Origin of the sequence: Microbacterium bovistercoris (assembly GCF_003387575.1) — a bacterium.
In the GTDB taxonomy this organism is placed as follows: domain Bacteria; phylum Actinomycetota; class Actinomycetes; order Actinomycetales; family Microbacteriaceae; genus Microbacterium; species Microbacterium bovistercoris.
Genome location: NZ_QUAB01000044.1, coordinates 42191 through 61193, shown reverse-complemented (window position 1 = coordinate 61193; position 19003 = coordinate 42191). Strand labels below are relative to the sequence as shown.

At 68.8% G+C, this 19003-nt stretch carries 25 protein-coding genes; 19 read left to right on the top strand and 6 right to left on the bottom strand.

The features are described from left to right. Positions 1 to 59 precede the first annotated feature (59 nt). The 11 genes from DY023_RS11860 (at position 60) to DY023_RS11810 (ending at position 6393) form a co-directional block, all read left to right on the top strand. Positions 60 to 989 (top strand): TetR/AcrR family transcriptional regulator, encoded by a 930-nt coding sequence (locus DY023_RS11860; RefSeq protein ID WP_116242549.1) that lies wholly within the window; start codon positions 60 to 62, stop codon positions 987 to 989. A 288-nt stretch (positions 990 to 1277) separates the two neighbouring features. After that, entirely contained in the window at positions 1278 to 1469 is a 192-nt protein-coding gene (locus tag DY023_RS11855; protein WP_116242548.1) for a helix-turn-helix domain-containing protein, read from the top strand. Positions 1470 to 1483: 14 nt separating this feature from the next. Further along, positions 1484 to 1969, top strand: coding sequence for a hypothetical protein (locus tag DY023_RS11850; RefSeq protein ID WP_116242547.1), 486 nt, complete (start codon positions 1484 to 1486; stop codon positions 1967 to 1969). A gap of 112 nt (positions 1970 to 2081) precedes the next feature. Continuing rightward, positions 2082 to 2180: a 30S ribosomal protein bS22 gene (locus DY023_RS11845; RefSeq protein ID WP_003792170.1), complete on the top strand. Its 99-nt coding sequence runs from the start codon at positions 2082 to 2084 to the stop codon at positions 2178 to 2180. Between the two features lie 72 nt (positions 2181 to 2252). Continuing rightward, a complete protein-coding gene (locus DY023_RS11840) occupies positions 2253 to 2549 on the top strand; it encodes a rhodanese-like domain-containing protein (RefSeq protein ID WP_116242546.1) in 297 nt (98 codons plus the stop codon). Continuing rightward, positions 2546 to 2830 (top strand): glutaredoxin family protein, encoded by a 285-nt coding sequence (locus DY023_RS11835; RefSeq protein ID WP_116242545.1) that lies wholly within the window; start codon positions 2546 to 2548, stop codon positions 2828 to 2830. The genes DY023_RS11840 and DY023_RS11835 overlap by 4 nt, the downstream gene beginning before the upstream one ends. A 6-nt stretch (positions 2831 to 2836) precedes the next feature. Next, positions 2837 to 3136, top strand: a complete 300-nt coding sequence (locus DY023_RS11830) for a Dabb family protein (RefSeq protein ID WP_245958677.1) — start codon at positions 2837 to 2839, stop codon at positions 3134 to 3136. 112 nt (positions 3137 to 3248) lie between these two features. After that, a complete protein-coding gene (locus tag DY023_RS11825; RefSeq protein WP_116242544.1) occupies positions 3249 to 4070 on the top strand; it encodes a transporter substrate-binding domain-containing protein in 822 nt (273 codons plus the stop codon). A 10-nt stretch (positions 4071 to 4080) separates the two neighbouring features. After that, positions 4081 to 4872 carry an amino acid ABC transporter permease gene (locus DY023_RS11820; RefSeq protein ID WP_116242543.1) on the top strand — a complete coding sequence of 264 codons (792 nt, stop codon included), beginning with the start codon at positions 4081 to 4083 and terminating at the stop codon, positions 4870 to 4872. Continuing rightward, a complete protein-coding gene (locus tag DY023_RS11815) occupies positions 4869 to 5624 on the top strand; it encodes an amino acid ABC transporter ATP-binding protein (RefSeq protein WP_116242542.1) in 756 nt (251 codons plus the stop codon). Before DY023_RS11820 ends, DY023_RS11815 begins: the two co-directional genes overlap by 4 nt. A gap of 91 nt (positions 5625 to 5715) precedes the next feature. Beyond that, a complete protein-coding gene (locus DY023_RS11810) occupies positions 5716 to 6393 on the top strand; it encodes a response regulator transcription factor (RefSeq protein WP_181905833.1) in 678 nt (225 codons plus the stop codon). A 9-nt stretch (positions 6394 to 6402) separates the two neighbouring features. On the opposite strand, the gene DY023_RS11805 is transcribed toward DY023_RS11810, so the two are convergent. From DY023_RS11805 to aspS, 4 genes are all read right to left on the bottom strand, one after another. Then, positions 6403 to 6972 carry a hypothetical protein gene (locus DY023_RS11805; protein WP_116242540.1) on the bottom strand — a complete coding sequence of 190 codons (570 nt, stop codon included), beginning with the start codon at positions 6970 to 6972 and terminating at the stop codon, positions 6403 to 6405. 310 nt (positions 6973 to 7282) lie between these two features. Next, a complete protein-coding gene (locus DY023_RS11800) occupies positions 7283 to 7465 on the bottom strand; it encodes a YegP family protein (RefSeq protein WP_116242539.1) in 183 nt (60 codons plus the stop codon). A 90-nt stretch (positions 7466 to 7555) separates the two neighbouring features. After that, positions 7556 to 8068, bottom strand: a complete 513-nt coding sequence (locus DY023_RS11795) for a GNAT family N-acetyltransferase (RefSeq protein WP_116242538.1) — start codon at positions 8066 to 8068, stop codon at positions 7556 to 7558. Between the two features lie 91 nt (positions 8069 to 8159). After that, positions 8160 to 9959: an aspartate--tRNA ligase gene (gene aspS, locus DY023_RS11790; RefSeq protein ID WP_116242537.1), complete on the bottom strand. Its 1800-nt coding sequence runs from the start codon at positions 9957 to 9959 to the stop codon at positions 8160 to 8162. Positions 9960 to 10050: 91 nt separating this feature from the next. On the opposite strand from aspS, the gene DY023_RS11785 reads away from it, so the two are divergent. After that, a complete protein-coding gene (locus DY023_RS11785) occupies positions 10051 to 10674 on the top strand; it encodes a histidine phosphatase family protein (protein WP_116242536.1) in 624 nt (207 codons plus the stop codon). Positions 10675 to 10696: 22 nt separating this feature from the next. On the opposite strand, the gene DY023_RS11780 is transcribed toward DY023_RS11785, so the two are convergent. Beyond that, on the bottom strand, positions 10697 to 11596 hold the full coding sequence (locus DY023_RS11780) for an NAD(P)/FAD-dependent oxidoreductase (protein WP_116242535.1): 900 nt from the start codon (positions 11594 to 11596) through the stop codon (positions 10697 to 10699). Positions 11597 to 11654: 58 nt separating this feature from the next. On the opposite strand from DY023_RS11780, the gene DY023_RS11775 reads away from it, so the two are divergent. The 7 genes from DY023_RS11775 to DY023_RS11745 all read left to right on the top strand — a co-directional run bounded on the left by DY023_RS11775 (position 11655) and on the right by DY023_RS11745 (position 18274). Then, the gene (locus DY023_RS11775; RefSeq protein ID WP_116242534.1) at positions 11655 to 12086 is read left to right on the top strand and encodes a MerR family transcriptional regulator; all 432 of its coding nucleotides are present in this window, start codon (positions 11655 to 11657) and stop codon (positions 12084 to 12086) included. 23 nt (positions 12087 to 12109) lie between these two features. Continuing rightward, positions 12110 to 12712, top strand: a complete 603-nt coding sequence (locus tag DY023_RS11770; protein ID WP_342770999.1) for a TlpA family protein disulfide reductase — start codon at positions 12110 to 12112, stop codon at positions 12710 to 12712. Beyond that, positions 12709 to 13524 (top strand): cytochrome c biogenesis CcdA family protein, encoded by an 816-nt coding sequence (locus tag DY023_RS11765; protein ID WP_181905831.1) that lies wholly within the window; start codon positions 12709 to 12711, stop codon positions 13522 to 13524. The genes DY023_RS11770 and DY023_RS11765 overlap by 4 nt, the downstream gene beginning before the upstream one ends. Beyond that, on the top strand, positions 13505 to 15256 hold the full coding sequence (gene resB, locus DY023_RS11760) for a cytochrome c biogenesis protein ResB (RefSeq protein ID WP_116242533.1): 1752 nt from the start codon (positions 13505 to 13507) through the stop codon (positions 15254 to 15256). Before DY023_RS11765 ends, resB begins: the two co-directional genes overlap by 20 nt. A 1-nt stretch (position 15257) precedes the next feature. Continuing rightward, positions 15258 to 16253, top strand: coding sequence for a c-type cytochrome biogenesis protein CcsB (gene ccsB / locus DY023_RS11755; protein WP_116242532.1), 996 nt, complete (start codon positions 15258 to 15260; stop codon positions 16251 to 16253). 40 nt (positions 16254 to 16293) lie between these two features. After that, positions 16294 to 16680 carry a phage holin family protein gene (locus DY023_RS11750; RefSeq protein WP_116242531.1) on the top strand — a complete coding sequence of 129 codons (387 nt, stop codon included), beginning with the start codon at positions 16294 to 16296 and terminating at the stop codon, positions 16678 to 16680. A gap of 79 nt (positions 16681 to 16759) precedes the next feature. Then, entirely contained in the window at positions 16760 to 18274 is a 1515-nt protein-coding gene (locus DY023_RS11745; protein ID WP_116242530.1) for a leucyl aminopeptidase family protein, read from the top strand. Here DY023_RS11745 and DY023_RS11740 read toward each other — a convergent pair. Continuing rightward, positions 18258 to 18890: a 2'-5' RNA ligase family protein gene (locus tag DY023_RS11740; RefSeq protein ID WP_245958676.1), complete on the bottom strand. Its 633-nt coding sequence runs from the start codon at positions 18888 to 18890 to the stop codon at positions 18258 to 18260. The two genes, DY023_RS11745 and DY023_RS11740, sit on opposite strands and share 17 nt — an antisense overlap. Positions 18891 to 19003 lie beyond the last annotated feature (113 nt).

Here is a 19003-nt window from a genome sequence, read left to right as displayed (position 1 = left end):
CAAACTGTTTATGACGGTAACACACTGTTTATGGCGTACACAAGAATAGGATTGCGGGTATGACGGACGTCGAACCCGAAGAGCTGCCCCGCGGGATCGCCCTCGCCTGGGGTGTCGCCGCGAACCCGCAGCGCGGGCCCAAGCGCGAGATGAGCGTCGAGCGGATCGTGGACGCGGCGGTCGAGCTCGCCGACGCCGAGGGGATCGGCGCGGTCTCGATGGCCGCAGTGGCGGCGAAGCTCGGCTTCACGCCGATGTCCTTGTACCGCTACGTCAGTGCCAAGGACGATCTGCTGCTGCTCATGGAGGAGCAGGCGATCGGACTCCCGCCGCAGGAGCTCCGCGAGTACGACGGCTGGCGCGCGCGACTGCGCGCACAGTTCGAGGCGGAGGTCCTGATCTACCTGCGCCATCCGTGGATCCTCTCGCTGCCCATCACCGGGTCGCCGATCACCCCGAACAGCTCCGCCTGGCTGGACTGCGCGCTGGACGCCCTCGGTGAGACGCCGCTGACAGCGACCGAGCGGCTGGCGGTGTCGCTCGCCGTCACGGGACAGGCGCGCTGGTACGGCACCGTGCTCGCCGGCTACACGGAGCAGGCGCGCACGAGCGGTCTGTCGCCGCAGGAGATCACTGTCCGCGAGGCCGCCCTCTTCGACCGGGTGATCACCGCCGCCGAGTTCCCCGCGCTCCGCGCCGCGATCGAAGCGGGCGTGTTCCTGGCCGAGGACGACCCGTTCCGGTTCTCGGTCGAGCGCTATCTCGAAGGCGTCGAGGTGTACATCGCGGGTCTCGACCGGGGTCACGCCCACGCTGATGCGGCCACCTGGCTGCAGGACGACAGCGCTGCGGTCGCAGGGGACAAGCGGGTCCGTGCTGCGGTCAAGAGCGTCCGAGAGGCGGAGAAGGCGCTGCGCGCCGCTCGCAAGGAGGAGCGCCAGGCGAGGCGTGATGCGGCGGCCAGGGAAGAGGCCCGCGCGGGGAGATGACGCCTCCGCAGCAGCGCAGGGGGGAGAAGGCCGCTGGCGGAGGCGCCCGGCGGACCCGGGTCCGCCTTCTGGGGGAGCGGCCGCCTGGGGGAAGCGGCCGTGCGACCAGCCTGCCGCACCGACCTATGCGCGTGATGCGCTGCGGATGCGAGCGCGCTGGGAGCAGCCTCGACAACCGATGTGAGCGCGCCCTGTCGTGCCGGTCACAGCGATCACACGGGTCACAGAGGTTTACATCCGTCGCAGCGCGGCTCTAAGGTTGGGCAACAGCAGAAAGGGGTATGTGGGATGCCCGAGGTTCCTGACGTCCGATTCCTCACGGTGGCCGAGGTGGCCGAGCTGATGAGGGTCTCGAAGATGACCGTGTACCGGCTGGTGCACTCCGGCGAACTGCCCGCGATCCGGTTCGGTCGCAGCTATCGCGTGCCCGAGTCGGCCGTGGCCGAGGCGCTGCAGCGCCCCATCGCGGACGCCGGCTGATCCGAGGAGGGCACGTGGACCTCAGCACGTTCTACGCCCTCTTCTCCACGACCTGCTTCACGCTCACGGGCCTGTGGTGGAACGTCGTGCGCGCGCACAGGGAGTGGGCGGCCGATCCTTCGATGCGCCGCACGATCGGCGGCATCTATCTCTCCTTCCTGCTGCCCGCGCTGATGGGTCTGTTCGCCCAGGTCGGTGGCACGGACAATCCGCTGATCTGGCGCCTCACCTTCGTGGTGATCGCCGTCGTCGGCGGGATCTCGATGCTGCGGCTGGTCTCTCAGGCACGAGCGGACCGCACGCCGACGACCGTGAGATGGCTCCAGGTCGGCACGGTGATCGTGTATGCGGGGATCGCGGTGATCGGCATCGCTCCGCAACTGGCTGCTCCGCTCGGTCTTTCCGGTGTCCAGGTCGAGGCCCTTCTCCTGATCGTGCTGGTGGCACTCGGGCACGCCCTGGTCTGGCGCTTCATGGTGACCGACGGCGGTGCGGAGTGAGCGCGTGCGAGGCTGCCGCCACGATTTGCTAGACTGACGCGGGGCATTTTTCCATGCCCGTTCCCGGGTGTCCGTGCAGTCGACGCCCAGCCCCTGACGTAAAGAGGTTCCCGTGGGTTCTGTCATCAAGAAGCGCCGCAAGCGCATGGCGAAGAAGAAGCACCGCAAGCTGCTTCGCAAGACTCGCCACCAGCGCCGCAACAAGAAGTAAGCGGCACGACACCGAGCGCTCCTCGACCTCTGGTCGGTGGGGCGCTTCGTGTCTGCGCCGCGGAAGGATGTCATGAAGTCGATCACCGTCGAACAGCTCGCCGCAGCCGCCGACATCCCGCTCATCGACGTGCGTGAGCGCGACGAGTTCGCCCGCGGTCATGTTCCCGGCGCGATCAACCTGCCGATGTCGGAACTGGGCGGCAGGCTCGACGAGCTGCCCGCCGAGGCGTTTCATGTGATCTGCGAGGTGGGCGGGCGCTCCGCCCGCGTCGTCGAGGCGCTCGAGGCACGCGGTTACGATGCCACGAACGTCGACGGCGGTACCGCGGAGTGGCGGGCCCAGGGCCGCGAGATCGACCTGCCGTGACAACGCTCACGCTGATCGGCAAGCCGGACTGCCACCTCTGCGATGTCGCGTCCGAGGTGGTGGACCAGGTCGTCGCGCAGCTGCCGGATGCTGCGGCCGAGAGCATCGAGATCGTCGAGGCCTCGATCGCGGACGACCCCGCCCTGTACGAGCTGTGGTGGGAGAAGATCCCCGTCGTGCTGATCGACGGCGAGTTCCACGCGCACTGGCGGGTATCGCCCGACCGGCTGCGCACCGCCCTGGAGGAGAAGATCAGTGCTTGTGCTGAGCGAACGGAGTGAGTCGAAGTGATCCGTCACGTCGTCATGTGGAAGCTCGCGAGCGAGGATGCCGCGGAGCGCGCAGAGCAGGCCGCCGAGGTTGCCCGCCGTCTGAACGCCCTGGACGGCGTCGTCCCGCAGCTGCGCGCGGTGCGCGCCGGCGCGAACGCCGTGCCGATCGACTCGAACTGGGACGTCGCGCTGGTCGCCGACGTCGATGACGTCGAAGCCCTCGACGCGTACCAGGTGCACCCGGCGCACGTGGAGGCCGCAGGCTACATCCGGTCGGTCGTCGAGTCCCGCGTCGCCGTCGACTTCGAGGTCTGACTGCAACGCAATCGTGACCGCTCGGTCAGCTGCGGGTGTCACCGATGCCCGTGCGTCGTGTAAGGATGTATGCACCCCAGACCTGGGAACCCGACCGATCCCTGGAGTGACAATGAACCGTCGCCGCCCCCTTCTCTTCGGCGCTGCAGTCGCTGCAGTCGCCGCGCTCGCTCTCACCGGCTGCGCCGGCAACCCCGGTTCCGGTGGCGACTCCGACAAGCCTGCGGCCGGCGCGGAGTACGACCTCGTGGCCGAGGGCACACTGACGGTGTGCTCCGACATCCCGTACGCCCCCTTCGAGTTCGAGGGCGGCGACAACGGCACCGGATACACCGGCTTCGATATCGATCTGCTCGACGCGATCGCCAAGAAGCTCGACCTGAAGCTCGCCGTGCAGGACACCGGGTTCGACGCGCTGCAGTCCGGCGCGACGCTGGCGGCCGGCACCTGCGACATCGGCGCCTCGGCCATGACGATCACCGACGAGCGCAAGGCGAACATCGACTTCGCTGACCCGTACTACGACTCGCTGCAGTCGCTGCTGGTGCGCACCGACTCGGGCATCGAGGGCATCGACGGCCTCGACGGCAAGAAGGTCGGCGTGCAGCAGGGCACCACCGGCGAGAGCTACGCCACCGAGAACGCGAAGGGCGCCGAGCTCGTGCAGTTCCCCTCCGACGGCGAGCTGTGGCCGGCGATCCAGGCCGGGCAGATCGACGCGATCCTGCAGGACCTGCCGGTGAACATCGAGCACGAGAAGGCGGACGAGACCTACAAGGTGGTCGAGACGTACAACACTGACGAGCAGTACGGCTGGGCCTTCGCCAAGGGCGAGAAGGTCGAGCTGCGCGAGGCCGTGAACAAGGCGCTCGGCGAGCTGCGCGACAGCGGCGAGTACGACAAGATCTACGACTCGTACTTCTCCGCCGAGTAAGGCGATCCCGATGGCGCTGCGCAAGAGGACGCGGAGCAGGCTCTATCAGGGCACGGTGTACGTCGTGCTCGGCGGTCTGCTGCTGTGGATGCTGATCGTCACGGACTGGTCGGCGGTGCAGAAGCAGTTCGCGAACCCCGAGATCGCGATGAAGATGCTCCCGGGCATCATCACGATCGGGCTGAAGAACACCATCGTGTTCACCGTGGTCTCGTTCCTCGGGGGCCTGCTGCTGGGGATCGTACTGGCGCTGATGAAGCTGTCCAGCGTCGGTCCGTTCCGGTGGATCGCCACGGTGTGGATCGAGCTGTTCCGCGGCCTCCCCGCGCTGATGACGATCTTCGCGTTCGCCTTCATGCTGCCCATCGCCCTGAAGGTGCAGTTCCCCGGTGGCTCGGTGGGCGCGGGTCTGCTGGGCCTGATCTGCGTCTCGTCGGCGTACATGGCCGAGACCATCCGCGCAGGCATCCAGGCGGTGCCGAAGGGGCAGACGGAGGCATCCCGCTCGCTGGGCATGTCGCCGATGAAGACGATGTTCTGGGTGGTGCTGCCGCAGGGCTTCCGCATCATCATCCCGCCGATGACCAACGAGTTCGTGCTGCTGCTGAAGGACACCTCGCTGATGTTCATCGCGGGCTCCACCCTGTACACCAAGGAACTCACCACCTTCGCGCGCGACGGCATCTCGCAGTTCGCGAACTCCACGCCGTTCGTCATGGCGGCGCTGCTGTACCTGGTGGTGACGATCCCGCTCACACGTTACGTGGCGTGGCTGGAACGACGGATGGCGAGGCAGCGATGACCACGGAAGCGATCGACACCCACGCACCCGCGATCGAGGTGCGCGGACTGGTGAAGACCTACGGCGACAACGAGGTGCTCAAGGGGATCGACCTCACCGTCACCGCCGGCGAGGTGGTGTGCATCATCGGGCCGTCCGGATCCGGCAAGTCCACCCTGCTGCGCTCGGTGAACGTGCTGGAGGATCCCACCAGCGGAACGATCCTCATCGAGGGCATCGACATCACGGATGAGGACACCGACATCGACCGGGTGCGCCAGCGCATCGGCATGGTGTTCCAGAGCTTCAACCTGTTCCCGCACATGAGCGTGCTCGGGAACCTGACGCTCGCCCAGAGGCGGGTCAAGAAGCGGTCGAAGGCCGATGCGGAGAAGCTCGCCCGCGAGATGCTCGACCGCGTCGGCCTGTCCGAGAAGGCGGATGCCTACCCGAGCCACCTCTCCGGCGGTCAGCAGCAGCGCGTCGCCATCGCGCGGGCGCTGTGCATGAACCCCGACATGATGCTCTTCGACGAGCCGACGTCGGCGCTCGATCCCGAGCTGGTCGGCGAGGTGCTGCAGGTGATGCGGCAGCTGGCCGACGAGGGCATGACCATGCTGGTGGTCACGCACGAGATGGGCTTCGCCCGCGAGGTCGGCTCCCGCCTGATCTTCATGGCCGATGGCAACATCGTCGAGCAGGGCGACCCGCGCGAGGTGCTGTCGAACCCGCAGGAGCAGCGCACGAAGGACTTCCTCTCCCGCGTGCTCTGAGCGGCGCTCCGGGCAGAATCTCGGCGCGGTCGCGTCATGTTCTGCGCAGAATCCGCTCTCTTGGAGTATGGGGACATCTGCGGATGAGGGGATGGCGCGACGTGCGTCGAAGCGCGTGCGGCGACGTGTGGCGGTGGTCGAGCCGCACGTGCTGCAGCGCAGGGGAGAGGTGCGTCTGCTGAGCGGGCCTGCGCGGCTCGACGTCGTGCATGAGAGCGACGACATCGACGACCTGATCAGATGGATGGGAGAACGCGATCAGACGCGGTGGCCGCACCTCGTGGTCGCCGAGCTCCTGCCGCTCGATCCGACCGGGCGCGACCTGCAGGCGGTCGCGAGGCTGCGCAGCGCCGGAGTGCGGGTGCTGCTCGTCTCATCGCTCGACATCCGTCACGAGTTCCATCGGATCCGGGCGGCCGGCGTCGACGGCGTGGTGTCGAAGCGGGACGACCTCGAGGTCTTCACCGACGCGGTCGCGCGGGTACTGGCCGGAGAGACCGTGATCACGGAGCGGGCGCAGGCCGCGGCTCGGGACGACTCGCGACTGCCGCAGTTGTCGCTGCAGGAGGCCCGTGTGCTCGAGCTGTACGTGGACGGGCATTCGATCACCGCGGCGGCCGAGGCGATCGGCGTCAAGCCGGATACCGCACGCCGATATCTCAAGCGCATCAAGCAGAAGTACATCGCGCTGGGGCATCCGGTGCGCACCAAGATCGACCTCGTCCGGCTCGCCTGGCGCCACGGCATCGCGGATCCGGATGCCCCGTGAGAAGGCGGTTCAGGCGCAGTTGTTGCTGGACGAGATCAGGCCGGACGTGACCTGCGCGGTCGGGACGACCACGGTGCAGTCCGCCTCGACCCAGCGGTACTCGATGGCCATGTGGAACGCACCGGCACTGCCCAGCTGGGTGCCGACCAGCCAGAGCGACGCCGTCTCCCCCGCAGCCACTGCGACGCTGATGTACCCACCGCATCTCGTCTCGGTGTATTCGGGTGAACAGTCGTTCTGCGTGCCGTTGTCCTCGAAGACACGGGCGGAGGACCAGCTCGTGGGCCTGGGCTTGCCCGCGATCCACGACTGCGATCCGAGCACCTGGAGGTAGAGGGTGTCGGTGGTGGTGTTGGTCACGGTGAAAGGGACCTGCGGAGTCTTGTTGCCCCCGGCGCAGCCCGTGCCGTTACCGGTGGTCGCGCACCCGTCACTGACATCGAACACCGGCGGCTGCGGCGTCGGATCGCTGGCTGCGGCGAGCGGCGCCGCCGTCGCGACGGCGAGTGCGGGAACAGCCCAGGCGGCTCCCTTGACGAGTGTGCGACGGCTGACCCCTGTTTCGGGCACGACAGTCATGAAGATCCCCAGTTCTCTCGACTCACGTCGCCGTGGCGTTCGGGCGCGCAGGACGGTCAGGCCTACGGAGCCGGACTCAGCCCGCGACCTGCGACGGCTCTGAGGGCACAGAGCCACGGCCGAATTCCGTCCCCAGAACGGATTTCGGCACTTCTCACCGTACCGGCTGGCCGTGCTGTGCCTGGCCGGTGGTCGAGTGGAGAGTGGATTTCAGACCCCTGACGGGGGTCAATTCCGATCCGCGGCGTAACGTCGCCGACACAGCGGAGGGCGGGATGCCGAAGCATCCCGCCCTCCTGGTACTGATCTCTCAGTCGTCGACTTCGACGACCTCTGCGTCAGCGGCGTTGCGCCTGACCGAGTCGATGCCGTTCAGGGCACTCGCCTTGGACGAGTAACCCTGACTCGTGGCGATGACCTCGCCATTGCCGGCCTTCAGACGGAAGCGCCAATCGCCGCCCTTGTCTGTGTAGAGCTCGAACTTTCCTGCCATAGGGCAACCCCTCTCGTTCGGGTCCGAGGGTGATCCCCTCTGGGATGAACGTAGCGCCGAAACCGTCAGGAGGGAAGCACCGGGTTCCGCTCAGCGCGGTACGCGGTATTTGAAGCCGACGTGCGAGCCGACGTAGCCGAGGCGCTCGTAGAAGCGGTGCGCGTCGGTGCGCGCGGCATCCGAGGTGAGCTGCACCAGCGCGGCACCGAGTGCCGGCGCGGCGGCATCCGACACCCAGCGCATCACCGCGGAGCCGATGCCGGAGGAGCGCAGCGCGCTGCTCACGCGGACCGCTTCGACCAGCAGGCGCTTCGCGCCCTGCCGAGCCATCCCCGGGATCAGCGTGAGCTGCAGCGTGCCGGCCACCGCACCGTCGAGTTCCACGACGAGCAGGTCGTTCGACGGGTCGGCGAGGATCTCGACGAGGGCCGCGGCGTAGGCGGGCCGGTCGTCGTCGGATGCCTGATCGCCGCGCGATGCACTGATCGGGTCATCCGCCAGCAGGGCGATCACCGCATCCGTGTCGGCAGGCGTCGCGCGGCGCAGCACCGCCTCCCCGGCACGGGAGTGGAATGGATGCGGCAGAGGGAGGGCATCGAGCATGGCTCCAGTCTCTCAGCCCCGCCGAGACCCCGCCGGAACGCCGAGACCCCGCCTGGTTCGCGTGAATCAGGCGGGGTCTCGGCGAAGCAGATCAGGCCTGGGCCGGAGCATCCTCCGACTCGTCCTCCGGGACGAAGTCGACGCCGGCCTCGGCACGCTGCTCGGGCGTGATGGTGCCCGGCGCCTCGGTGAGCGGGTCGAAGCCATTGCCCGACTTCGGGAACGCGATCACCTCGCGGATCGAGTCGGTCTTGGTCAGGTGCTGCAGCACGCGGTCCATGCCCAGCGCGATGCCGCCGTGCGGCGGGGCGCCGAACTTGAAGGCGTCGAGCAGGAAGCCGAACTTCTCCTGCGCCTGCTCCTCGCTGATGCCCATCACCTTGAAGACGCGCTTCTGGATGTCCTCGCGGTGGATGCGGATCGAACCGCCACCGAGCTCCGAGCCGTTGCACACGATGTCGTACGCGTAGGCCAGGGCGGAGCCCGGGTCGGTGTCGAAGGTGTCCTCGAACTCCGGCTTCGGGCCGGTGAACGCGTGGTGCACGGCGGTCCAGGCGCCGGCGCCCACGGCCACGTCCCCGGAAGCCACGGCATCGGCGGCGGGCTCGAACATCGGGGCGTCCATCACCCAGGTGAAGGCGAACACGTCGGGGTCGAGCAGACCGAGGCGGCGGCCGATCTCGACGCGGGCGGCGCCGAGCAGCGCGCGGCTGTCCTTCGTCGAGCCGGCGGCGAAGAACGCGCAGTCGCCGGGCTTCGCGCCCACGAGCTGGGCGAGGCCCTCCTGCTCCGACTCGGACAGGTTCTTGGCCACCGGACCGCCGAGCGTGCCGTCCTCGTTGAACAGGACGTACGCGAGGCCGCGGGCGCCGCGCTGCTTCGCCCAGTCCTGCCAGGCGTCCAGCTGCTTGCGGGGCTGCGAGGCGCCGCCGGGCATGAGCACCGCGCCGACGTACTCCGACTGGAACACGCGGAACGGCGTCTCGGCGAAGTACGAGGTCGCCTCGACGATCGGCAGACCGAAGCGCAGGTCGGGCTTGTCCGAGCCGTACAGGGCCATAGCGTCGGCGTAGGTCATCCGCGGCAGCGGGGTCTGCACCTCGACGCCGATGGTCGCCCACATCGCCGTGATGACGGACTCCATCATCTCGATGACGTCCTCCTGGTCGACGAAGCTCATCTCGATGTCGAGCTGCGTGAACTCCGGCTGGCGATCGGCGCGGAAGTCCTCATCGCGGTAGCAGCGCGCGATCTGGTAGTACTTCTCGATGCCGCCGACCATGAGCAGCTGCTTGAACAGCTGCGGCGACTGCGGCAGCGCGTACCAGCTGCCCGGGTGCAGGCGGGCGGGCACCAGGAAGTCGCGGGCGCCCTCCGGCGTGGAGCGGGTCAGCGTCGGGGTCTCGACCTCGATGAACTCGCGCTCGTGCAGCACGTCGCGGATCGCCTTGTACACCTGCGAACGCAGGCGCATCGCGTTCGCCGGCTCCGGGCGGCGCAGGTCGAGGTAACGGTGCTTCAGGCGCACCTCCTCGCCGACGGGGTCGCCGCCCTCGAGACCGGTGGAGACCTGGAACGGCAGAGGGGCCGACTCGTTCAGCACGACGACATCGGTCGCCACGACCTCGATCTCGCCCGACGGCAGGTTGGGGTTCGCGTTGCCCTCGGGGCGCAGCGACACCTCGCCGGTGACCTTCAGCACGAACTCGCTGCGCAGCGGGTGCGCGATCTCCTCGTCGCGGATGACGACCTGCGCGATGCCCGAGGCGTCTCGCAGATCGATGAACGCGACTCCTCCGTGATCACGACGACGATCGACCCAGCCCGTGAGGGTGACGGTCTGACCGATGTGCTCGGCTCGCAGCGAGCCTGCCGTGTGTGTGCGAAGCACGGAGAATTCCTCCTGATAGGGGATGGGATATCGGTCCAGTTTACGGGAGGGGGCGGATGCCGCAGAGCGGCCGATCAGTAGACTCGCGGGCATGCCGGCATCCCGACTGCACCTCGTCCGTCACGGCGAGGTGCACAACCCATACCACGTGCTCTACGGCAGGTTGCCGGACTTCCACCTCAGCGAGGCGGGTCGAGGGATGGCGCAGGCCGCCGCCGACCACGTCGCCGGTCTCGGACGATCCGTGACCGAGTTGCGGTGCTCGCCGCTGGAGCGCACACAGGAGTCGGCCGAGCCGTTCGCCGCGGCCTTCGATCTGACGCCGATGCTCGAGGAGCGCATCATCGAGCCCACGAACTTCTTCGAAGGCAGGCGGATGCGCAAGGCGCTGCGGAATCCCTTGAACTGGTGGCAGCTGCGCAACCCGAACATGCCCAGCTGGGGAGAGCCTTACGAGTCGATCGCCGATCGCATGATCGCGGCGATGGACGACGCCTGGGATGCCACGGACGAGGGCGATGTCGTCTTCGTCTCGCACCAGGCGCCGATCTGGATCACCCACCGCCGTGTCGCCGGTCTCAAGCTGAGACACGATCCGCGCACGCGGCGCTGCGCGCTGAGCAGCGTGACGTCATTCGAGCGCGTCGGCGACGTGTGGCGCGAAGTGGACTACGCCGAGCCTGCGGCGGCGGGCATCGACCTGGGCGCGGTCTGAGGGCCCGACGCGGCTGCGTGCGTCACCCCGCCAGCAGGGACTGCACGATGCCGACTGCGGCGAGCTGACCGGCCGCAGCCGCGGCGATCACCGAGGCCATGGGGCCGGGGAGCGCGGCGCGATGGGCCAGGTCGCCCGCCGCGAACACCCCGGCGACCGAGGTGCGGCCGAAGTCGTCGACCTCGATCGCGCCGGAGCCCAGCATCCGCAGGCCGAGGGCCTCGGCGAACGGGGCGCGCTGGCGCAGGGAACCGGAGGCCACGAAGACACCGGCGACCTGGGGTTCGCCGCTTTCGGTCGTCAGCGTCACGCCTTCCGGGGCGGACACGACCGAGCGGACCGGCAGCGCGCTCACCTCGGCGCCTGCGCCCTCGAGCATCCGCCGTTCCTCCTCGGTGTACCGCGCGTCGATCGGGAAGGCGGTCACCGATGAGGCGATGCGGCCGAGCAGGCCGATCAGGTGCTCGGCGCGCGCAGCGGCGCCCAGCACGGCGATCGGGCGGCCGGCGTGCTCGTGGCCGTCGCAGAACGGACAGCCGAACGCGCGCACGCCCCACAGACCGGCGAGGCCGGGCACATCGGGGAGCTCGTCGGCCACCCCTGTGGCGAGGATGATGCGGCGCGATCGGACCACGGCGCCGTCGGCCAGACGCACGTCGAACGCGTCCTCGGTGCCGGTGATCTCCTCGGCGGCGACGTTCCTGAGTTCGACGTCGCGGTACGCGGCGAGCTGCGCCTGCGCCGTGGCGCGGAAGTCCGACGGCGGCGTGCCGTCGTTCGCGATCACGTTGTGCATGTGCAGCACGGTGCCGTTGCGGTATTCGCCGGAATCGAGGAGCAGCACCGTGCGGTGCATGCGTCCGAGGGTGAGGGCTGCCTGCAGTCCGGCGGGGCCTCCGCCGATGATGATCGCGTCGTACATGTCCGGTCCTTCCGACGAATGGGTTGCGTTCGGCCTCAGTCTGTGACTTCATGTCAACATGAAGTCAAGCGCCGTGCATCCGTGGTCCGTGGGCGATGTCGCCGCCCGCTTCGATCTGCCCACCAACGTGCTGCGGCACTGGGAGACCGTGGGGCTGCTCCGGCCTGTACGGGACCCCGCCGGGCGGCGGAAGTACGGCGAGGACGAGGTCGTCCGCATCGCCGTGATCCAGCGCAGCAAGGCCGCGGGGATGAGCCTCGAGCAGATCGGTGTGCTGCTCGACGACGGAAGCGCCGGGCGTCATCAGGTGCTTCAGGCGCATCTGGACGACCTCGATCGTCGGATGGACGAGATGCGGCGATCGCGCGAGATGACCGAGCATGCGATGGGATGTCGCTCGCACGACATCGCCACCTGTCCGCGGTTCCGGGCAGGCGTGGCGGACGTGCTGGCCCGATTCGAGGGCCCGCACCTTACAGAGCGTGCATAGGGTTCCCGCGTACGATTCCCAGCGTGTCCCGCCGTGTACGTCCCGTGATCGCTGCCGCGCTCGCCGCGGTGTTCGCCATCGGATTGAGCGCCTGCACGGCCAATGACCCCGCCGCAGACGAGTTCGGCAAGGGCGACACCGTCTACAGTTCCAACGACGTGCGGGTCTCCGAGATCAAGCCCGCCGACCGGGGTGCGCCGATCGAGTTCGCGGGCACCACGGAGAACGGCACCGAGTTCGACAGCGCCGACTCGCTCGGCGACGTCACCGTGGTCAACTTCTGGTACTCGTCCTGCGGCCCGTGCCGCCTCGAGGCGAAGGACCTCGAGAAGGTCTGGCAGAAGCACCAGGACGACGGCGTCGCATTCGTGGGCATCAACATCTACGACGCGGCCGACACCGCGAAGGCGTTCGCCGACAAGTTCGGCGTCACCTACCCGAGCATCATGGACGCCGAGAGCGGCAAGGCCAAGCTGGCCTTCGCCAAGGTCACGCCGATCCAGGCGCCGCCGGTGACCCTCGTCCTCGATCGGCAGGGTCGGGTCGCCGCGCGCATCATCGGTCCCATCGACGGACCGTCCGTGCTCTCCACGCTGATCCAGGACACCCTCGCGGAGAAGGCGTGAGTCCGGTCGACATCATCGGGTCCGGCGCGCTCTGGCTCGCCGTCCCGCTCGCGATGCTGGCGGGCCTCGTGTCGTTCCTGTCGCCGTGCGTGCTGCCTCTCGTGCCGGGGTACCTCGGGTTCATCGGGGGAGCTGTGGGGGCGGATGCCGGCGGCGTTTCGTCTCGCTCCGCGGACCCTGAGCGCCCTTCGTCTCGCTCCGCTCGCTCAGGACCCGCGAAGGGGAGCGGAACCGGCAAGGGCCGCCTGCTGCTCGGCGTGCTGCTGTTCATCGCCGGCTTCACCGTCGTCTTCGTCTGCATGACCGTGCTGTTCGGCACCGCCGGCATGTTCCTGCTCGAGTGGATGCCGCTGATCACCCGCATCCTCGGTGTGGTGATCATCGCGATGGGACTCGTCTTCCTCGGCTTCTTCGGCTTCGCGCAGCGCGAGCGCCGCCTGCATGTGAACTCGGCCACCGGCCTGATCGGCGCGCCGCTCCTGGGGGTCGCCCTCGGTCTCGGCTGGGCGCCCTGCCTCGGCCCGACGCTCGCCGCGATCTCGGCTCTGGCGGTCAACGTCGGCACCCCCGGACGGGCGGCCCTGCTCGGCGTGGCCTACTCGCTGGGCCTCGGCATCCCGTTCCTGCTCATCGCGCTCGGTTTCGGCTGGGCGACTCGGACGGTGGGCTTCCTGCGCCGTCACATCCGCGTCATCAACATCATCGGAGGCGTTCTCCTCATCGTGCTCGGCGTTCTCATGGTGACCGGTGTCTGGACCCAGATCATGTCTCGGGTCGGGGCGGTGATGGGCAATGTCGTCCTCCCGCTCTGACGTGAAGGCTCCGAAGGAGGGCACCTCCGCCGCGAGCGACCCGCTGCGTCCCGCCGACCACATCGACTCCGCGGCATCCGCCGAAGACGGCGACATCAACCAGCCGAAGCTCGGCTTCACCGGCTGGCTGCGCTGGGGCTGGCGCCAGGTCACCTCGATGCGCGTGGCGATCATCCTGCTGCTCGTGCTCGCCATCGCGGCGATCCCCGGCTCGATCTTCCCGCAGCGCTCCGCCGACCCGAACGGCGTGATCAAGTGGCAGACCGACAATCCCGACCTGTTCCCCGTGCTCGACAGGCTGAGCCTGTTCGACGTGTACTCGTCACCCTGGTTCTCGGCGATCTACCTGCTGCTGTTCCTGTCGCTCATCGGCTGCATCATCCCGCGTATCAAGCACCACCTGAAGGCGCTGCGCGCGCTGCCGCCGCGCACGCCGGCTCGGTTGTCGCGGTTGGACGACCACGTCGAGCGCATCTGGGTCCCTGAGCCCGTCGAAGGGTCGGATGCCGAGGCCGGCCGCGCGATCGACGTCGCGCAGAAGCAGTTGAAGGCACTCGGCTACCGGGTGGCGCGCTACGACCGCGGGTCGGTGCGCTCGGTCTCGGCGGAGCGCGGCTACCTGCGCGAGACCGGCAACCTGCTCTTCCACATCTCGCTGGTCGGCGTGCTGGTCGCCGTCGGCGTGGGCGGCGGACTCGCCTACACGGGGCAGAAGGTCGTGATCGAGGGGCGCAACTTCGTCAACATCCTCACCGACTACGACTCGATCAACCGCGGCCGCTTCGTTGGCGACGACGCCCTGCAGCCGTACCGGATGACGCTGGACTCCTTCGACGTGACCTACCAGCCGCCGGGCGCCGCCGGCGCCGGGCAGGCCGGCGACTTCGCCGCGAACGTCACCGTCACCGAGGCCGACGACTCCCAGCACGAGGGCGTGGTCAAGGTGAACCATCCGCTGAGCATCGGCGCCGACAAGGTCTACCTGCTCGGCAACGGCTACGCTCCCAGCATCACGGTGCGCAACGCCGACGGCGAGGTCGTCACCAGCGGCCCCGTCGCCTTCCTGCCGCAGGACAACAACATGACCTCGCTCGGCGTGCTGAAGGTGCCGGACGGGATGCCGGAGCAGATGGCGCTCACCGGCTTCTTCTACCCGACGGCCGGAAAGCTCTCGACCGGGGCCTTCACCTCGGCCTATCCCGACCTCTTCGGTCCGATGCTCACGCTCGACGTCTACGTCGGAGACCTCGGCATCGACGACGGCACCCCGCAGTCGGTGTACGTGCTCGACACCAACCCGATGACCAAGCTCACCGGCCGCGGCACAGACGTGACCTCGATCCAGCTCGAGCCGGGCAAGACCGCGGAGCTGCCGAACGGCATGGGCACCGTGACGTTCGAGGACGAGTCGCCGGAAGGCGCCAAGGACTTCACTCAATCCGTGAAGCGCTACGTCTCGCTGCAGATCCACCACGACGAGTCCGCGGTGTGGGTGCTGGTGTTCGCCGTGCTCGCACTGGTCAGCCTCTCGCTGGCACTCTTCGTGCCGCGGCGGCGGATGTGGGTGAAGGCGACCCCCGGTGACGCCGGCGTGACCCTGGAGTACGCTGGCCTCGCCCGAGGCGAGGACCCCACTCTGGCCGCCGCCGTCGACGACCTCGCCCGCGGACACGAGCGGCTGCTCGACGGCTCCGCACCCCGGAAGTCCCCCACCGCTCCGAAGGAGAGCTGACATGGCCGACCTGGAATCCCTCTCCGTCGTCCTCATGTGGACGGCCATCGCGATCTACGCGCTCGCGTTCGTCGCCTACGCGTTCGACCTCGCCAGCCGCTCCGCGAAGACGGCGGATGCGAAGCTCGAGACCGCGAAGGCGAAGCAGCTCGTCGCCGCGGGTTCCGGCGGGGCGACGGCGGATGCCGGAGACGCCGCGTCCGCGGCATCCGGCGAAGGCGGGGCGAAGCCGCGCTACGTCATGGCCCGGATCGGCACATCGCTGACGGTGCTCGCCTGGCTGTTCCACCTCGGCGCGACGGTGACCCGCGGCATCGCCGACGGACACGTGCCCTGGTCGAACCTCTACGAGTTCGCCATGATCGGCACGCTGCTGATCATCGCCGTGTACCTCATCGTGCTCACCCGCGTGGACGTGAGGTACCTGGGCTCGTTCATCGTCGGGCTGGTGGTCGTGCTGCTCGGCCTCGCGTCGACGAACTTCTACGTCGTCGTCACGCCGCTCGCCGAGCCGTTGAAGAGCGTCTGGCTGATCATCCACGTGTTCGTCGCCTCGCTGTCGACGGCACTGTTCGCCCTGGCCTTCGCGCTCTCGGTGATGCAGCTGATGCAGATGCGCCGCGAGCGGCTGGTCGTCGAGGGCGCCGCGAAGACGGGGCCCGGCTTCCTGCGCACCATCCCCGACTCGACGCGTCTGGAGAGCCTGGCCTACCGGTTCACCGTCGTCGGCTTCATCGCCTGGACCTTCACGCTGATGGCCGGCGCGATCTGGGCGCAGGACGCCTGGGGCCGGTTCTGGGGCTTCGACGTCAAGGAGACCTGGACGTTCATCATCTGGGTTCTCTACGCCGGGTACATCCACGCGCGGGCGACCCGCGGCTGGCGCGGTTCGCGGTCGGCCTGGCTGTCGATCGTCGGCTTCGCCGCGGTGATCTTCAACTTCACGATCGTGAACGTGTTCTTCAAGGGCCTGCACTCGTACTCCGGACTGAGCTGAGCTGCCGCACTCCGGATCATGGCGCCACTATGCTGGCGCCATGATCCGTCTGCTGCTCCGCGCCGCCATCTCCCTGGTCACCGTCGCGGTCGCCCTGCTCATCTGCCTGTGGGTGCTGCCGGGCTTCTCGATCGGCTTCGCGGGTTTCCTCGTCGCCGTCCTCGTGTTCACGATCGCGCAGGCGATCCTGGCGCCGCTGATCCTGAAGATCGTCACGCGGCACGCCGAGGCGCTGCTGGGCGGCATCGGCCTGATCTCGACCTTCGTCGCGCTGCTGATCGCCTCGCTGTTCCCCAGTGGCGTGCATCTGTCCGGGATCGTCACCTGGGTGCTCGCGACGCTGATCATCTGGGTGGTCACCGCGCTCGGCGGCTGGCTGCTGGCGGCCCTGATCTTCAAGAAGAAGACGAAGGAGCGCCGCGGCTGAACCGGGCCGGAACCGCGAGCGAGATCGAGGGAGATCACGCAGATCGGCTGACCGGAATTCTCAGATCGAAGGAGAGATGATGACTCGCAGTCCGAACAAGCTCATCCCGGCCGACTTCGCGACCGTGCCGGGGCTGGACGCCCTGGACGGGGCTGAAGTGCGGGTCGGTTCCGTCGGTGACCGTGCCGGAGCGATCGGCTTCGGAGTGCACAGCGACGGTGACGTCCCGGGTGGCCTCGGGTTCAGCCGTGACGCGCTCGAGGAGGCCGGGTTCGACGGGAAGGTCGGCGCGACGCTCGTGCTGCCGCAGGCGGAGGGGCCCGATCTCGTGGCGGTCGGCCTCGGCGCGGCATCCGACAGCTCTCCGGCGACACTGCGCGACGCGGCGGCGGCGTTCGTGCGCGCGGCCGCACGCCACGGCCGGCTGGCGCTGAAGGTCGACCTGGGAGGCGCGGACCGGGCATCCGCGCTGACCGCGCTCGCCGAGGGCGCGCTGCTCGCGCGGTACCGGTACACGGTGCTGATCGCCGAGTCGAAGCACGTGCCGCTGGCCGCTCTGACGCTCGACGTCGGCGAAGGCGACGCAGCGGCGGATGCCGCCGCGGTCGCCGCGGCATCCGTCACCGCCCGCGCCGCGATCGTGGCGCGCGACCTGGCGAACACGCCTCCGGGGCACCTGACCGCGACCGACATGGCCGACATCGCCGAGGCGCTGGGCGGGCGGTTCGGGTTCGACGTGACCGCATACGACAAGGCCGCGCTCATCGAGCTCGGCTGCGGAGGGCTGCTCGGCGTGAACCAGGGCTCCGTCGAGGAGCCGCGCATGATCGTGCTGCACTACAAGCCCTCGGGCGCCGCCACCGGGAAGCTCGGGCTGATCGGCAAGGGCATCATGTACGACTCGGGCGGCATCAGCCTGAAGCCCAGCGACCCGATGCATCTGCTGATGAAGATGGACATGGGCGGTGCCGCCGCGGTGCTCGGCGCGTTCAGCGCGCTGCGTGATGCGGGTACGACGGCGGAGGTGTTCGGATGGCTGATGTGCACCGACAACATGCCGTCGGCAACCGCGTACAAGCTCGGCGACGTGCTCACCGCACGCGGCGGGACGACCATCGAGGTGAAGAACACCGATGCGGAGGGGCGTATCGCGATGAGCGACGCCTTCGCTCTCGCGAACGAGCAGGGCGTCGACGCGATCGTCGACATCGCGACGCTGACCGGGGCGGCGCTGGTCTCGCTCGGCGGGCACGTGGCGGCGCTGCTCGGCAACGACGACCGGATGATCGATCTGCTGCGCGGGGCGTCGGCGGCCACCGATGAGAAGATCTGGCAGATGCCGTTGGAGCGCAAGTACCGGGCGCAGCTCGACAGCAACATCGCCGACATCTCGAATCTCGGCGGCCCGTACGGCGGCGCGATCACGGCGGCGCTGTTCCTCGATCACTTCACCGGCGGCACTCCGTGGGCGCACCTCGACATCGCAGGGACCATGCAGGTCGAGAAGGACGACTCCTGGCGCACGCAGGGCGCCACCGGCTTCGGCGGCCGACTGCTGCTCGACCTGGCGAAGGGCTTCAGTGCGCCCGCCTGATCTGACCTTCTCGTTGCTCCGGTCGGCTGACGCCGAGCGAGAAGACCTCGCGATGCTCGGCGGCATCGGAATAGGTGACGAACTCGACCTCGGTGACGGTCTCAGCCGGTGGGGCGCCGTAGTCGTGGCGGGTGTCGTCCGCGAGCGCGGTCCATGCCTCGTCGGTGAGCGTCTTGGCGTACACCGTCGAGAGGTGGAAGGTCCAGTCGTCGAGAGGCAGCTCGCCGATCCGACGCAGGTCGGTGCGGTCGAGCGCCTCGGTGAGCGACGCGTAGGCGTGCAGCAGGCCGGGCGTGCGCCCGAGCCTGGCGATCACGATCTGCCACGGTGCGGGGAACGCGTCCACGGCCTCGAAGACGAGGTCGATCGGATGCTGCTGCGCGGCCCACTCGCGCACCACGTCGCGAACGGCATCGACACGATCCGGCTCGTAGAGTCCGCGCAGGGTGACGTGTGCGGCGCCGGGATAGCGCACGGTGTCGCCGAGGCGCTGCCGGGCGGCATCCTGCACCGCGTCGAACTCGCGCATCACCGCACCGAGGGGCCGCAGCACGATGTACTGCTGACCGTCCAGATCGCGGAGCTGCCCGGGGTCGGTCATGAAGTCGCGCGCCATCCGTCGACGCTACCGCCCCGGCGGTGCTGCTCCGGTGTCCGTGACATCCGTCTGCTCCGGTCTCAACGGATGCGGGTCCTCAGCCGGTGCGCGGCCGGTGACACCCGCAACGG

What these genes read in the sequence shown, in the direction of transcription:
- DY023_RS11805 (WP_116242540.1), bottom strand. Translation starts at nt 6,972, where the DNA reads ATGACTGTCGTGCCCGAAACAGGGGTCAGCCGTCGCACACTCGTCAAG.
- DY023_RS11860 (WP_116242549.1), top strand. Translation starts at nt 60, where the DNA reads ATGACGGACGTCGAACCCGAAGAGCTGCCCCGCGGGATCGCCCTCGCC.
- DY023_RS11800 (WP_116242539.1), bottom strand. Translation starts at nt 7,465, where the DNA reads ATGGCAGGAAAGTTCGAGCTCTACACAGACAAGGGCGGCGATTGGCGC.
- DY023_RS11815 (WP_116242542.1), top strand. Translation starts at nt 4,869, where the DNA reads ATGACCACGGAAGCGATCGACACCCACGCACCCGCGATCGAGGTGCGC.
- ccsB (WP_116242532.1), top strand. Translation starts at nt 15,258, where the DNA reads ATGGCCGACCTGGAATCCCTCTCCGTCGTCCTCATGTGGACGGCCATC.
- DY023_RS11840 (WP_116242546.1), top strand. Translation starts at nt 2,253, where the DNA reads ATGAAGTCGATCACCGTCGAACAGCTCGCCGCAGCCGCCGACATCCCG.
- DY023_RS11745 (WP_116242530.1), top strand. Translation starts at nt 16,760, where the DNA reads ATGACTCGCAGTCCGAACAAGCTCATCCCGGCCGACTTCGCGACCGTG.
- DY023_RS11855 (WP_116242548.1), top strand. Translation starts at nt 1,278, where the DNA reads ATGCCCGAGGTTCCTGACGTCCGATTCCTCACGGTGGCCGAGGTGGCC.
- resB (WP_116242533.1), top strand. Translation starts at nt 13,505, where the DNA reads ATGTCGTCCTCCCGCTCTGACGTGAAGGCTCCGAAGGAGGGCACCTCC.
- DY023_RS11825 (WP_116242544.1), top strand. Translation starts at nt 3,249, where the DNA reads ATGAACCGTCGCCGCCCCCTTCTCTTCGGCGCTGCAGTCGCTGCAGTC.
- DY023_RS11820 (WP_116242543.1), top strand. Translation starts at nt 4,081, where the DNA reads ATGGCGCTGCGCAAGAGGACGCGGAGCAGGCTCTATCAGGGCACGGTG.
- DY023_RS11785 (WP_116242536.1), top strand. Translation starts at nt 10,051, where the DNA reads ATGCCGGCATCCCGACTGCACCTCGTCCGTCACGGCGAGGTGCACAAC.
- DY023_RS11810 (WP_181905833.1), top strand. Translation starts at nt 5,716, where the DNA reads ATGGCGCGACGTGCGTCGAAGCGCGTGCGGCGACGTGTGGCGGTGGTC.
- DY023_RS11780 (WP_116242535.1), bottom strand. Translation starts at nt 11,596, where the DNA reads ATGTACGACGCGATCATCATCGGCGGAGGCCCCGCCGGACTGCAGGCA.
- DY023_RS11750 (WP_116242531.1), top strand. Translation starts at nt 16,294, where the DNA reads ATGATCCGTCTGCTGCTCCGCGCCGCCATCTCCCTGGTCACCGTCGCG.
- DY023_RS11740 (WP_245958676.1), bottom strand. Translation starts at nt 18,890, where the DNA reads ATGGCGCGCGACTTCATGACCGACCCCGGGCAGCTCCGCGATCTGGAC.
- DY023_RS11775 (WP_116242534.1), top strand. Translation starts at nt 11,655, where the DNA reads ATGAAGTCAAGCGCCGTGCATCCGTGGTCCGTGGGCGATGTCGCCGCC.
- DY023_RS11795 (WP_116242538.1), bottom strand. Translation starts at nt 8,068, where the DNA reads ATGCTCGATGCCCTCCCTCTGCCGCATCCATTCCACTCCCGTGCCGGG.